This window comes from Salinimicrobium aquimaris, assembly GCF_035607535.1.
In the GTDB taxonomy this organism is placed as follows: Bacteria; Bacteroidota; Bacteroidia; order Flavobacteriales; family Flavobacteriaceae; genus Salinimicrobium.
This window is the reverse complement of sequence record NZ_JAYDZX010000005.1, coordinates 15,445-29,761: the sequence shown is the minus strand read 5'-3', so window position 1 is coordinate 29,761 and position 14,317 is coordinate 15,445. Positions and strand designations below refer to the sequence as shown.

Below are 14,317 nucleotides of genomic sequence, written 5' to 3'. Positions count from 1 at the left end.
TTAGTACAAAGTTAAAAAATCAAGAGGAAAAAAGGAGAGTCACATTAGGATTTAATCATAGTATCTGAAAGGGTTGAAATTTCAGAAAAACGGAGCAGTAAAACCTACAAGGTCTAAAAAAGACCTTGCAGGTTTAATTATATACCATTAAACAAAACAGCCCCACGCAACACGTGGGGCTGTTTTGTTTTAAAATCCCGACGGGATTATTTTGTTTCCTTCGCGGGTTCGTTCAACTTCCGGCTCATCTCCATCGAAATGGAAGACCTGTCAAAAGTGATCTTTCCGGCTCCGGTTTCTATAATTACTGCATTTAGTTTGTCACTAAAATCAATTATTTTACCGTGCATTCCGCTTTTGGTCACAACTCTGTCTCCTTTTTTAAGTTCAGACGAGAACTGTTTTTCCTGCTTTGCACGTTTCATTTGAGGGCGTATCATAAAAAAATACACCACGATGAACATTAAAATAATTGGGGCAAACTGGGCTAATTGGTCCATAGGTAATTCTGTTGCTTTTGCTTCTCAATTAAGATTGAGCCGCCTTAGGCTCTACAAAAGCTTTGATTTTTATTTGTTCTTTACCGGTTTCGGTGTTAGCTGTAATTGTTACTGTCTTAGTAACCTGGTTTTGTCCGCTACCGTTGAACTTCACTACCATCTCACCAGACTCTCCCGGAGCAATTGGCTCCTTGGTCCAGGTTGGCACTGTACAACCACAAGTACTGGTAGCATTAGTGATAACAAGCGGTGCCTTACCGGTGTTAGTAAAAGTAAAAGTGTGCTCAACATTTGTTCCCTGCTCGATAGTTCCGAAATCATGTTCGGTCTCATTAAAAGTAAGCTGAGGATAAACTACCTCCTGTGAATCACGCAGAGCAGCTTCTTCTACGTTTTCTGCCTGTACCTTATCGGCTGCATTTTCCTTACAAGAAGTAAAATTGAAAGCAGCAATTAGTGCCAGTAATAAAATTCCTTTTTTCATGATTTACAATTTATGGTTAAAGTGGATAAAATTAAGAAAAATTGCAGGACTACATAAGACCCCTGCCCATTTTGTTCAGTTTGCCGTTTTCCCTGTACTCTTTGGAGAGTTTATCAAGGATACCGTTGATAAAAATACTACTTTTAGGAGTACTGTATTCCTTGGCAATTTCTAAATATTCGTTAATAGTGACCTTAACGGGAATAGAAGGGAACTTCAAAAATTCACAGATCGCCATTTTAATAAGGATCTTATCGAGGTCGGCGATCCTTTCCTTATCCCAGTTTGGAGTCTTTCCTTCCATCTCATTGGCCAGGCTCTCATCGTTGAGCAAAGTTTTTCTGAAGAGCTCAATCGCATACTCCTTATCGTCTGAACTCTTGAATAACTTCGTCAGTGCCTGCTCCTTCCCTGCAGAAGCCTTTTGCAACATCTTCACTATTGCAGTGTTTACAAGCGGGAGGTCATCTATCCAGGTGATCTTTTTATCTTCAAGGTAATCGTAAAGCTTCTCGTTGGGAGCGATGATCTCTTTAAAGACAGCGAGAACAAATTCCTTATCTTCCTTAAAACTGGATTCGCGTGTAGACATATAATTGTCGTACAAGTCGCTTTTCCGAATCTCTGCCCACAGGATCTCCACGTACTCGTCGTCATTCTTCCAGTTGTTGAGCTTCCGGGTGTCTAGTGCGACATTTAAAGCGTTATTCTTTTCCAGCTGGGAGATCAACTCGTTATTGACGAACTTCCTGTTGGGATCTACATCTTCTTCAGAAGGCAAGTGCTTTTGCTGGCCCTTCTCCAAATAATCTTCGGCATGATCCTTAATCTCCACAAATAAATTCAGAAGTAGAAGATACAGGTCATACATTTCATCCATGCTCTTGAGCAGGAATTTTTCCTCGGACTTCAAATTGTCATTTTCACTCTGGGAGTAGGCGTATAATGACTGCATTACTTTAACCCTGATATGTCTTCTGGTCAACATAGCTGTAAAAGAACTTTAAAAAATTAGGGCGAAAGGTGTTTTCCTTTCGCCCGGCAAAAATACTATTTAATTGAAAACCCGCTGGCGTTATTTGCTATTTTTTCTGTCGGCTATTCGTTGCTGAGCAACTTTTAAAGCAGCTTGATGTGTAGTAATGTCGCCTGCTTCAGCCGTAGAAAGGATCTCCAGGGTGGTATTGTATATATTCTGAGTCTTTTCCATGATCTCCTTGCGGCCATAGCCTTCAAGTTCAGCATAAACATTAATGATCCCTCCGGCGTTGATAAGAAAATCTGGAGCATAGATGATGCCTTTTTCACGAAGAATAGCTCCGTGTTTATTTTCATCTGCTAACTGGTTGTTGGCAGCTCCTGCAATTATTTCAGCTTTGAGACGCTCCACCGTCTGGTCATTTATTGTAGCACCAAGAGCACAGGGTGCATAGATGTCAACATTTAATGCATATACATCTGCTCCCGTAAAGATCTCGGCATTATATAGGCTGCTCACCTGCTGCAGGCGCTCTTCGTTGATATCGCTAATGATGATCTTAGCACCTTCCTTAGCGAGATAGGAGACCAGTGCCTCCCCAACATGGCCTATTCCTTCCACAAGCACAGATCTTCCCTGTAGATCATCTGACCCATAACGGAACTTGGCCGCAGCTTTCATTCCCATATAAACGCCATAAGCAGTGACAGGAGAGGGATTTCCGGCACCACCCTTATCTTCAGAAATACCGGTAACATAAGGCGTCACCTCGCGCACCGTATCCATGTCGGCAGTTTCCATCCCCACATCTTCCGCAGTGATATATTTTCCGCTAAGAGAGTGGACGAATTCTCCAAACCTGCGCATAAGCTCGGGCGTCTTTTGAGTTTTGGCATCCCCAATGATCACCGCCTTACCACCACCCAGATTGAGGCCGGTAACGGCACTTTTAAAGGTCATTCCGCGGGAAAGACGAAGCACATCATTAAGCGCATCCCATTCACTAGTGTAGTTCCACATGCGGGTACCACCCAGGGCAGGACCTAAAACTGTATTGTGAATTCCAATAATTGCCTTTAATCCTGTATCTTTGTCGTTGCAAAAAACCACTTGTTCATGGTCATCAAAGGAAAGCTGCCCAAAGACCGGAGCGGCTTTTTTAAGTTCATTTGCCTTTAGAACATCCACTGTCATTAGTTTAAAAATTTATATGAATTTCGTAAATCGGAATTTTATAGCGCAAAAATAATCAATATTTCAATTTGCAGTCATTGTGGAGAAACAAAGTTACGAAATTGAAAATGGAGCAGCTGCAGCCGTATGAGAGAACTTAAGCATCTAAACAAATATTTCTTAAAGTATAAATGGCATCTCATTGGAGGCATCTTCATTACCATAGTAGCAAGGGTCTTTGCCATCCTCACTCCCCGGTTTATTGGGGAATCTACCACTGCGATCGAGGAGTATGTAAATGATGAGATCACCTCTGAAGCAGTACTGCGGGAGGAACTGATGAATAACATTCTTCTTATCCTTGGAGCTACCATCATGGCTGCTCTTTTCACGTTTTTCATGAGGCAGGCGATCATCGTGGTTTCGAGACATATCGAATACGATCTTAAAAATGAGGTCTACAGGAAATACCAGGACCTAAGCCTTAACTTCTACAAAAAGAACCGCACCGGGGACCTCATGAACCGTATTAGCGAAGATGTTTCCAAAGTGCGAATGTATGCAGGGCCTGCTTTTATGTACAGCATTCAAACCGGTGTCCTTTTTATTGTGGTCATTCCCTATATGTTTCTCCAGGCTCCCGAGCTAACACTTTATGTTTTAACTCCATTACCCATCCTTTCTTTTGCTATTTATAAGCTTAGTGTGGCGATCAACAAGCGCAGTACCATTGTACAACAGTACCTTTCCAAGCTGAACACTTTTACTCAGGAAAGCTTCAGCGGAATTTCGGTCATAAAATCCTACGGACTTGAACCCCAAACCAACACCTCCTTTGTAACACTTTCCAACGAAAGCAAAGACAAGAACATTGACCTGGTGAAGGTGCAGGCATTCTTCTTTCCGCTTATGATCCTGTTGATAGGCGCCAGTAATATCCTGGTGATCTATATTGGAGGTAGAAAATTCATCAATGGAGAGATACAGGAACTTGGGGTAATAGTTGAATTCCTGCTCTATGTGAACATGCTCACCTGGCCGGTGGCGACTGTGGGCTGGGTCACTTCCATTGTGCAACAGGCCGAAGCTTCTCAAAAAAGGATCAATGAGTTCTTACAAGAAGTACCGCAGATCCAGAATCCGTCAAATGAGCCGGAAGACGTGCAGGGTTCCATTGCCTTTAGAAATGTCACCTTCACCTATGAAGACACCAATATAACAGCCCTCAAAAATGTCACTTTTGAGGTGGAAAGTGGGGAAACCCTCGCCATCATAGGTAAGACGGGATCGGGAAAATCAACTATCCTGGAATTGATCGGTCGTTTGTATGACGTCGAAAAGGGAGAGATCACTATAGACGGAAAGAACATCAAGACCATGAACCTCACAGAACTTAGGGAAAGTACGGGTTACGTGCCGCAGGATGCCTTCCTTTTTAGTGACTCCATAGGGAATAATATCAAATTCGGAAAAGCCGATGCGACCGAGGAAGAGATCGTTGAGGCTGCCAAAAATGCCGCAGTTCATAAGAATATCATCGGTTTTAGTAAGGGATATGACACTGTACTCGGGGAAAGAGGGATCACCTTATCCGGCGGACAAAAACAGCGGGTCTCTATTGCCCGTGCCATTGTTCATGATCCAAAGATCTTGCTTTTTGATGATTCCCTTTCCGCAGTAGATACAGAGACAGAAGAGGAGATTTTGAACAACCTCTTCAGGATCAGTAAAAATAAGACCACGATCATCGTTTCCCACAGGATCTCATCTGTTAAAAATGCCGATAAGATCATCATCCTTGAGGATGGGGAGATCGTTCAACGGGGTTCACATCAGCAACTTATTGATGCAGAAGGCTATTACCGGGAGCTTTACCTGAAACAGCTCAGTGAAAAAGAAATGTAAAAATATGTTGCGAAATGTTAATTTTTTTTAGATTTTTGAACCTATGATTTACAAACCGTAAAAGATAAATTGATTATGAGCGACAATGGAACGATTGAAAAAGAAGAGATTTTTTCCAAGGTCTTGAGAGCCGGGAGACGCACCTATTTCTTTGATGTTAGGGCGACTAAGGCAAACGATTACTACCTGACGATTACCGAGAGTAAAAAATTCACCAATGAAGACGGGTCTTTCCACTATAAAAAGCACAAGATCTACCTTTACAAAGAAGATTTTGCCGGTTTTAACGAGATCCTGCAGGAGATGACAGATTATATTCTTGAAGAAAAAGGTGAGGAAGTTATTAGCGAACGCCATCAAAAGAACTTCAAAAAAGAATATGAAGATGAAGATGAGCAAAAGAAGACCGAGGCTACCGCCGCTCCATCTGCCGCTGCTTTTACAGATATAAGTTTCGAAGATATTTAACAAAATTACACTTCAATAGAGAACCGTCCCGATCAAATCTGGACGGTTTTTTTATATTGGGGTGCCAAAAAAGCCATTTATGAGAACCATTATTTTTGCCCTTTTTCTTTTTCTGAATTTAAACCTTGTGGCACAGGAGGAACTTGACCTTTCCTACTACCTGCCACAGGATGTAACCTATAATTCTGAAATTCCCAAACCACAGGATATTCTCGGTTATGTTCCCGGAGAGTGGCATGCAAGCCACGACCAGATCCTCAATTATATGCGTGCCTTAGCTGAAGCTTCTCCGCGCATTAGCCTGGAGAATCGCGGTCACACTTTTGAAGGAAGGCCCCTTATTCTTCTTACAATAACTTCGGAAGAAAATCATCAAAACCTGGAGGAGATCCGTCAGCAACATGTCGCACTTACCGAACATGGTTCAGAAAATTTAAATATTTCTGAAATGCCTATCGTAGTGAATCAGGGTTTTTCAATCCATGGAAATGAAGCCAGTGGTGCTAATGCTGCTATTCTTGCCGCTTATTATCTGGCTGCTGCCGAAGGATCTGAAATTAACGACCTTTTAAACAACGCCGTAATTCTTTTTGATCCGGTCTTCAATCCTGATGGTTTACAGCGTTTCGCATATTGGGCCAATACCAATAAAAGCGCAAATATCAATCCCGACCCGCAGGATCGAGAGTATAGTGAAGTTTGGCCCGGTGGGCGAACAAATCACTACTGGTTTGACATGAACAGGGACTGGCTTCCTGTGCAATTACCCGAGAGTAGGGCGAGAATTGAGACCTTCCACAAGTGGTATCCAAACATCCTGACAGACCATCATGAAATGGGTTCTAACTCTTCCTTTTTCTTTCAGCCGGGTATCCCTTCCAGAACACATCCCCTTACCCCAGATCTCAATCAGGCTTTAACCAAGGAAATAGGAACTTATCACGCCGCAGCACTGGATAATATTGGCTCCCTTTATTACACCGAAGAGAATTACGATGATTTCTACTACGGAAAAGGTTCAACTTTTCCCGATATCCAGGGCAGTATAGGAATTCTTTTTGAGCAGGGAAGTTCCCGCGGACATGCACAGGAAACCGACAATGGAATTCTAACATTTCCATTCACCATCCGCAACCAATTCACAGCTGCACTATCAACTTTGGAGGCTGCTAAAGAAATGCGGGTGAAACTTTTGGATTATCAACGGAATTTCTACCAAAACGCCCGAAAAGAAGCTGAAAAAGGCGCTTACGTCTTCGGAAACACAAAAGATGCATCTTCAGCTTATCACCTGGCCGAGATCCTGAAGCGTCATCAGGTGGAAATCCACGAACTACAGGAGGAATTCAGCCAAAATGGAGAAACCTTCAAACCGGGCAGCAGCTATGTAGTGCCAAAAATGCAAAAAAATCAACGGCTTTTAAAAGCCATGTTCGAAAGAAGGACTGAGTTTCAGGACAGTCTTTTCTATGATATTTCGGCCTGGTCTTTTCCTCTTGCCTTCAATCTGGACTTTACAGAAGATGCAAAAATGAATGTTGCCGGACAAAAGATCGACAGCCTTTCAAGACCTGCTGTAGACCTTCCGGAAAAAAGCGAGTATGCCTACCTAATGGAATGGCATCCCTATGAAGCGCCAAAAGCTCTTAACGCCATTCTTAATAAAGGGCTCAGAGCAAAAGTTGCCATGCAACCTTTTACAGCCGGAAACCGCAGGTATGACTACGGTACGATTTTAATTCCCGCTCAAAACCAAAAGATGGATGCTGATGAGATCTTCGATCTTCTAAAGCAAGTGGCTGAAGATTCACATGTAGAGATCTCTGCTGCCGATACGGGATTAACAGGAGGAGTTAACCTGGGAAGCAACCAGTTCAGGGCTTTAGAACCTCAAAAAGTTGCACTTTTGGTGGGTGACGGTATTACCCCTTATGATGCCGGAGAAATATGGCACCTGTTTGATCAGCGGTACGACATGCAGATCACCAAACTCGATCTCTCAAATTTCTCCAGAGCAGATCTAAGCCGGTATTCCGATATTATCCTTTCCAACTCCTGGAGCAGCGCGTTGGGCAAAGATGAAGCTGAAAAATTGAAAGAGTGGGTTCGCCGCGGCGGTACCTTGATCGCTTACAAGAACGCAGCCAGGTGGTTTGACCGTAATGAATTTATGGACCTGGAGTTTAAAGAGAATGAAGTACAGGCCAAAAATATTAGTTTTGAGCAGCGAAGAGATTTTAGAGGAGCACAGGGAATCGGAGGAGCTATTTTTGAAGCCAAACAAGACCGCTCCCACCCTATTAACTTTGGATATAAGGATGATAAAATTGCCCTTTTTAGAGACACCACATTGTTTGTAGAAGCCGATTCTACTTCCTATAATAATCCCATTAAATACACCCAAGAACCTCTTTTGAGTGGGTACATAAGTGAAGAAAATCTGGAATTGCTGCCGGAAACAGTTCCGTTTAAGCATAACAGTATCGGAAGAGGAAATGTGATCCTGTTCACCGACAACACCAATTTCAGAGCCTTCTGGTATGGCACGAATAAGCTGCTGATGAATGCGATTTTCTTTGGGGATGAAATGTAAAATAGATATGAGATCTTAGATTTGAGATCTTAGATCTTACTTCCTTAAAAAAGAGGTTCCAAAAATGACATTTTTGGAACCTCTTTTTTATTAAGCTAAAGCCGGGTTATTTTCTGTATTCTTAACCTCCGGCTAAAGCCGGAGGCAATTCATGATTAGATTTCAATTTGAAAAATGCTCCCTCTCCTCTGGAGAGGGCTGGGGAGAGGATGGGCAATCAAATTGGCAGGACCTTTTAGTTTTATTCCTCATGTCCTCTGGCGAAGCCGGAGGCAAATCCTGGCCACAGGAAGCCACATCAATTGCAGTGGCTTCAGCCACTGGTCTAAAAATATAGTTCTACAAGGGTTTTAGCCCAAAAAACATACTGCCCAGCTTGCTGCCTCCAACGTCCAAAAAATCTTTAATTTGAACTGTAACAATGAGAGATGCAAAAAATGTCATTTTTGGAACCAATATTTTTTGGGCTAAAGCCCTGATCCTTCACAATTTTCAAAACCTCCGGCTAAAGCCGGAGGCAATTAATGATCGCTGTTGCCCCTTTCTCTCAGAGAAATTCATTGCTCCCTCTCCTCTGGAGAGGGCTGGGGAGAGGATGAGCAGACAACCTTGGCCAAAGCTTTTAATTTTATTCCTCCTGACTCTTGGCGAAGCCAGAGGCGGTACTTGCCAGAGGAACACCTTATGAATTGCCAGTGGCTTCAGCCACTGGTCTAAAAATAGAGTTCTACAAGGGCTTTAGCCCAAGTTAGGAGCAAAGGCTAATTAAATATGGCAAAAAGAAGAGTGTGGATATTCCTTGTCTCATGTCTAACATCTAAAATCTCACATCTAAACTAGCAACAATCACTACTACAACTCAGGCTTTTCGACTTTGCATTTTCAAAAGCTTCTTTTCCTTCTTTCCAGGCATACCACGCAATTCCGAGGCTGCCAAGAGCATCAACATAGGGAATCTGCCACAGCTCATAAAGTACACTCGATGTCAGAAGAATGAAGGATAAATAGAAACAGGTCTTGGTACATTTTGCATCAGAAATAATAGGCTGACTATCGAGCTTCTCCCCTACTTTAATCTTTTCGCGGTATAAGAAATACATGGTAAGAATTGAAAGTACGGCAATGACAATCCCCGCCAGGGTAGTTTCTGGTTCCGAGCCCTGAACAACAGCAAGTATGGCTCCCACCACCAAGCCGGCCGCCAAGATATAAAGGGCAGTACCGGTGATCTTTAGCGCTGTTACCTCAAAACCATCTCTTTCTACCACAGGACTCCTCTTCATCCTGTAGATCATATGGGCAATCCCTATCCCGCTCAAAACCTCAACAAAACTGTCCAGTCCAAACCCGAACAAGGCAAGAGTTTCATCACTGGCTCCAAAAAATGTAGAAACAATACCTTCGATCAGATTATAGCCAATGGTTACAAAACTTAGGATGAGCGCGTAATGCAGGCGCTTTTTATATTTATTGTTCTCCATAGTATAAAGGTAGATGTACGAACTTAGAAGTACTAATGAATATTGAAGAATTGAAAGTTTTAGGTGGCATTGACCCTGAAACAAGTTCAGGGTGACGGAAATTCACTACCCCAGCCTAAAACCAATTCGAATACACATTTGGGAAAGTCTTCTCCGAAGGAGGGGATACCGAACCTTAAGCTTGTTGTCTTTGTCCAGGACGAACAACCTGACCGCCGAAATCTCCTTCCTAAGAAATGAAATGTTCATTTTTATCGAATAAAAGCAGAACAGCTCAAGAAGGAGATTACTTCAGTCGCTCTTCTGAGCACCATCGCAAAGACGTACAGAAATTATTTCTCCGACACAACCGGCAACTACTAAAGGTTTATTTTTATTCCCCCATTAATCACGAATCCATCAACCGGCGCATAAATGTCCCGGAATTGAGGATCTGAGATCGAACCTGTGTAAATATCATCAAACCTGGTTTGGCGGGTGTCGGTAAAATTTTCAAAGTTTAGGAACAGCGAGAAATTCTCCCATTTCTTCTCGGTCATAAGACCAAAGATCCAGTAATCCTGCCCTGTCATACCACCTTCCAGTTTCTGCTTCCCAAAGTAGTATCCTTCAAGCCCAATCACCAGCTTCTCGTGGATTTCATAGACCAGCACATTATTCAGCCTGTGTTGAGCAACCAGCGGTGCCTCATAGGTTTCCCCATTGTAATGCTGATTGACATCGGCTAAGGTGTATCCGGTAAAGAGCTTGAAGTTTCCATACTTGAAGCGGAAATTGGCTTCCAGTCCCTGTGTATCCAGGTAACCATCTGGTTGATCATACACGTAGTGCGGATTGACACCATTGGAAAATGCGGCTGTCAATATGATAGGATCATTCACCCTCGTATAGAAAAATAATGTATTCACGCTGAAGTCTATAACCTCAAAAAGATCTGTACGGTAGTTAATATCGAAATTTGCACCTACAGATCTTTCAGCTTCAGTTTCAGAAACATCTATCGGCATTACATTTTGAAACTGTATCCTTTCAGCATCTTCAGTAAAGATGGTCGGGGTTTTGTAACCCAATCCGCCGCCGAGCCTCATGGTCCAGGCATCTGAAAATTCGATAAGAGCCGAAAGCCGGGGCAGTACGAACCAGCCATATTCGTTCTGGTAATCTGTTCTTAATCCGCTTTCAAGGCTGAACATATTTGAAATCCGCCAGTTGTTCTGAAGGAAAGCTCCATAAGTGATGTGATTGTAGTCCACCACCTGGGAAGTAGCCAAAGGATCCTGAGTAAATTTATCTGAAACAAGATTCAATCCAGCCACCCACTCCATGTTGACATCTCCAAAATTGTATGCGATCTCGCTAAAAGAAGCCAATTGATCTCCCGAAAATGTAAAATCGGGGATCTCAATCTTTCGTTCAAAAAAGCTGAAACTGTTCTTGATCATTAACGAACTGCCGTCTTCGTAGAGCTGCGTAAAGCCTGCACGAGTGGTGATCCTTTCGGTATTATTCCGCTCAAAGTAAGGATCTGAAACTTCCTCACCTTCCAAAAATGCGATATTCCCGCCTGTTCTTTCTTCAATAACCGTGTTTACTCCCAGCTCTAAAGTGGCATTTTCTGAAGGGTAATAAAACAACTTCGGATTCAGGGTCACCCGGTTCACTTTCGGAATGGCGGTAAGGCCTATATCGGCAGGATCGTAAGGATCGCTATAGTTGTAGGAAGCAAACAATGTGGCACCAAATTTTCCGAAGGTATCGGAATAGAACCCGCTTACATCAAGCCCCAGAGCTGAAGTCCCATTCAGCAGAAAATTGATCTCCCGCTCCTCTCCCGGAGTTTTAGACACCAGGTTTACGAGCCCCGCAATTGCCCCTCCACCATAAAGGGTCGAGGAAGCACCTTTTACCACCTCGACCTGCTGCAGGTCCAGCGGCACGATCTGCAACAGACTCAATCCGCCGGAAAATCCTGAGTAAAGTGGATAACCGTCCTTGAGCAACTGGGTATATTTTCCATCCAGACCCTGGATTCTAATGCTGGAATTGTAGGAAGTCGCAGATGTCTGCTGTGTCTGTATTCCTGTGGTTTCGTTGAGCAGCATCCGGATATCGCCGGGTTTCATATTCCCTTTTTCACCCAGTTCCTCGCCAGAGATGACCTCGACACGCGTGGGAAGATCGGCAATCGTACGTCGGGATCGGGTGGCCGAGATGATCACCTCTTCCATGTGCTCTCCTTCGGGAGCAAGTTCTATGGTGACAAATTTCTCTGCCTCCAAGGGAAATTCCATACTGAGCTCCTGTGTGGCAAAGCCAACGTAGCTTATCCGGATTATTTGTTTGCCATTAGGAATATTATCGAGCGTAATCACCCCTTCCTGATTTGCAGTTGCACCAATACTGGTCCCGGCAACAGATGCATTGGCGCCATAAAGTGGCTGATCGGTTTCGCTGTCTATTACTTTTATTTTAAGCACATTCTGTGCGTTTGCCGTCAGGCCACAAAAACAAAGGGCCAGCAGCAAAAATATCTTCTGTATCATTTTAATATTTTGAATTGGAAAAAATAGCTTTGGGTAAAATATTCTTGAGAGTTGTTCAGCTATTCTTTGGGGGTTGCCATATTCGGAAGGTAAATTCGGAAATGAACTTCATTTCACTTGCCGTAGGTTTTGTAGAAATCACAGGTTCCAAAAACGACATTTTTGAAGCCTCTTCCTGAAAAACAACGGCATTACAGGTACCGCAACTAAGGAAAGGCGAGCAAAGTTCGTTGCTATGAGATTCTCTTTCCTGTTCCTGAGAGATCATTTCCCCGCCACAGTCGTCTGCACAACAGGGAATTCCGTTGAGGACCAGAACCAGGAGCGCTATGAGAACTGCTGAAATTTTCACGCTGCAAAGTTAAAAAACTGAAATGGAATTAGCCCACTCTCAGTCCGTTTTCAACTTTGAAATCGGGATTAAGCAGCACGATATCATTATCAATCCCAACTGCACCAAGGACGAGACATTCACTCATAAAGTTGGCGATCTGTTTCTTCGGAAAATTGACCACAGCGATGATTTGTCTGTTTTGGAGTTCTTCTTTAGAGTATCGCTTTGTGATCTGGGCAGAGGATTTCAGAATACCAATCTCCGGTCCGAAGTCAATTTGCAGCTGATAGGCAGGATTCCTGGCTTCGGGAAAATCGGACACTGCAATTATGGTTCCCACCCGCATTTCTACTTTTTCAAAGTCATTCCAGGAGATAAGATTATTCAAAATTTAAAATTTAAGATTCAAGATTTATACCTCTCAAAAATGGCATTTTTAATTAAAATTTCTAAAAACATTTCTCGCAGAGGCCGCAAAGTTGAGACGCAGAGAACGCTGAAACCTCTTACAATTTCTCACCTTTTCTACTCAAAAAAGTTTCTCACAAAGGACGCGAAGTAAAAAAAAGAAGATCACAAAAGAGATTTAGAAAAATGTGGGAGATCGCCGGAAAACTTTTTCGTTTTACCCCACCTCTAAAGGGAGCCGAAAAAGTTTCAGAAGTTTTGGACTTCTAATTTCGTAGATCTAAAATCTATACTTCACTTTATCCAAACACCTTCTTTATCACCCATGCCGGACCTATAAGCAGGAATTGAACATCCTTCAAAAAAGAAGGTTTTTTACCTTCTATTTTATGTCCGTAGAATTGGCCTGCCCAGGCCACTGCAAAAATGATGAGTGACACCAGCCAAAGTGGCGCAACCAGGGAGATGTAATAATTTCCGGCTATGCAAAGTGCAGCAAAGATCAGGACCTTTACACCCATTGAAACTGACAGCCGCATGTAAAACATCAAAACCGGGATCAAAGCTACTACCGCCCAATTCTCCAAAAACGGAATGTACATCGGAAAAATTTTCGTCAAAGGTCCGGGAGGAATGCTCATCAACAAACCTACAATTGAAAAAAAGATAGCAGGCACACAGATATAGTGGATGATTTGATTAATTTCATTCCGGTGACTTTCGGCATATTCAGCAAACCATTGATCTAATGTTCGCATAGTTCTTATACTTGTTGAACCAAGATAGTAATTTTGGGAATATTCCGCAGGAAATTTGTATTTTCAGGACATAAATGGATAATGAAAAATGGCTGAAACTGCTTCTAATACGCTTCCGCTTGGATCGCAGATAATAGATTTCGAACTCCCCGATTCCGTCACCGCCAATCTGTATTCTCTGGCCGATGTGCAGGGAGAGCGAGGCACGGTGGTGATGTTCTTATGCAATCATTGTCCTTATGTTAAGCATGTGGTGGATGAAATTGTGCGGGTAGCGAATGATTACCGGGTCTTAGGCTTCGGATTTGTAGCTATAAGCAGCAATGATGTGGAACAGTATCCGGAAGATCACCCCGACCTGATGTGGAAGTTCGCCCGAAAACACAATTTTACTTTTCCCTATCTTTACGACCGCACGCAGGAAGTAGCACGAAATTACCACGCCGAATGCACCCCTGATTTTTACCTTTTTGACGGACAAGAAAAACTGGTTTATCACGGACAGCTGGACAGCTCCCGTCCTGGCAACGGGCATTCTTTAAACGGAAGGGAATTGCGGGAAGCACTTGACGCTTTATTAGGCAGCAGGCCTATCCCCGGTCCACAAAAACCTAGTGTGGGTTGTTCTATTAAGTGGAAATACACGCCAAAGGAATAAGGTTTAAGGATTAATTTATTATTGAATATTGCC

Annotated in this window: 13 protein-coding genes; 4 read left to right on the top strand and 9 right to left on the bottom strand. The window is 43.0% G+C overall.

Going from position 1 to position 14,317, the window contains the following annotated elements; all coding sequences use genetic code 11:
- Nucleotides 1-206: 206 nt before the first annotated feature.
- The 4 genes from yajC to VR862_RS08300 form a co-directional block, all read right to left on the bottom strand.
- Nucleotides 207-500: a preprotein translocase subunit YajC gene (gene yajC, locus VR862_RS08315; protein WP_324720497.1), complete on the bottom strand. Its 294-nt coding sequence runs from the start codon at nucleotides 498-500 to the stop codon at nucleotides 207-209.
- A 28-nt stretch (nucleotides 501-528) separates the two neighbouring features.
- Entirely contained in the window at nucleotides 529-984 is a 456-nt protein-coding gene (locus VR862_RS08310) for a DUF1573 domain-containing protein (protein WP_324720496.1), read from the bottom strand.
- Between the two features lie 49 nt (nucleotides 985-1,033).
- The gene (nusB, locus tag VR862_RS08305; protein ID WP_324720495.1) at nucleotides 1,034-1,972 is read right to left on the bottom strand and encodes a transcription antitermination factor NusB; all 939 of its coding nucleotides are present in this window, start codon (nucleotides 1,970-1,972) and stop codon (nucleotides 1,034-1,036) included.
- A gap of 87 nt (nucleotides 1,973-2,059) precedes the next feature.
- The gene (locus tag VR862_RS08300; RefSeq protein ID WP_324720494.1) at nucleotides 2,060-3,157 is read right to left on the bottom strand and encodes a Glu/Leu/Phe/Val family dehydrogenase; all 1,098 of its coding nucleotides are present in this window, start codon (nucleotides 3,155-3,157) and stop codon (nucleotides 2,060-2,062) included.
- A 126-nt stretch (nucleotides 3,158-3,283) separates the two neighbouring features.
- Between VR862_RS08300 and VR862_RS08295 the strand changes: the two genes are divergently transcribed.
- The 3 genes from VR862_RS08295 (at nucleotide 3,284) to VR862_RS08285 (ending at nucleotide 8,102) form a co-directional block, all read left to right on the top strand.
- The gene (locus VR862_RS08295; protein WP_324720493.1) at nucleotides 3,284-5,041 is read left to right on the top strand and encodes an ABC transporter ATP-binding protein; all 1,758 of its coding nucleotides are present in this window, start codon (nucleotides 3,284-3,286) and stop codon (nucleotides 5,039-5,041) included.
- A 75-nt stretch (nucleotides 5,042-5,116) separates the two neighbouring features.
- Nucleotides 5,117-5,509, top strand: a complete 393-nt coding sequence (locus VR862_RS08290) for a PUR family DNA/RNA-binding protein (RefSeq protein WP_324720492.1) — start codon at nucleotides 5,117-5,119, stop codon at nucleotides 5,507-5,509.
- Between the two features lie 79 nt (nucleotides 5,510-5,588).
- Nucleotides 5,589-8,102, top strand: coding sequence for a M14 family zinc carboxypeptidase (locus VR862_RS08285; protein ID WP_324720491.1), 2,514 nt, complete (start codon nucleotides 5,589-5,591; stop codon nucleotides 8,100-8,102).
- Nucleotides 8,103-8,938: 836 nt separating this feature from the next.
- On the opposite strand, the gene VR862_RS08280 is transcribed toward VR862_RS08285, so the two are convergent.
- The 5 genes from VR862_RS08280 to VR862_RS08260 form a co-directional block, all read right to left on the bottom strand.
- On the bottom strand, nucleotides 8,939-9,583 hold the full coding sequence (locus VR862_RS08280; protein ID WP_324720490.1) for a cation efflux transmembrane domain-containing protein: 645 nt from the start codon (nucleotides 9,581-9,583) through the stop codon (nucleotides 8,939-8,941).
- Between the two features lie 359 nt (nucleotides 9,584-9,942).
- The gene (locus VR862_RS08275) at nucleotides 9,943-12,126 is read right to left on the bottom strand and encodes a TonB-dependent receptor (RefSeq protein WP_324720489.1); all 2,184 of its coding nucleotides are present in this window, start codon (nucleotides 12,124-12,126) and stop codon (nucleotides 9,943-9,945) included.
- A 55-nt stretch (nucleotides 12,127-12,181) separates the two neighbouring features.
- Nucleotides 12,182-12,478: a hypothetical protein gene (locus tag VR862_RS08270; protein WP_324720488.1), complete on the bottom strand. Its 297-nt coding sequence runs from the start codon at nucleotides 12,476-12,478 to the stop codon at nucleotides 12,182-12,184.
- A 28-nt stretch (nucleotides 12,479-12,506) separates the two neighbouring features.
- Nucleotides 12,507-12,848, bottom strand: coding sequence for a tRNA-binding protein (locus VR862_RS08265; RefSeq protein WP_324720487.1), 342 nt, complete (start codon nucleotides 12,846-12,848; stop codon nucleotides 12,507-12,509).
- A gap of 319 nt (nucleotides 12,849-13,167) precedes the next feature.
- Nucleotides 13,168-13,626 (bottom strand): Mpo1 family 2-hydroxy fatty acid dioxygenase, encoded by a 459-nt coding sequence (locus VR862_RS08260; RefSeq protein WP_324720486.1) that lies wholly within the window; start codon nucleotides 13,624-13,626, stop codon nucleotides 13,168-13,170.
- A gap of 88 nt (nucleotides 13,627-13,714) precedes the next feature.
- Between VR862_RS08260 and VR862_RS08255 the strand changes: the two genes are divergently transcribed.
- The gene (locus VR862_RS08255) at nucleotides 13,715-14,284 is read left to right on the top strand and encodes a thioredoxin family protein (RefSeq protein WP_324720485.1); all 570 of its coding nucleotides are present in this window, start codon (nucleotides 13,715-13,717) and stop codon (nucleotides 14,282-14,284) included.
- Nucleotides 14,285-14,317: the final 33 nt, after the last annotated feature.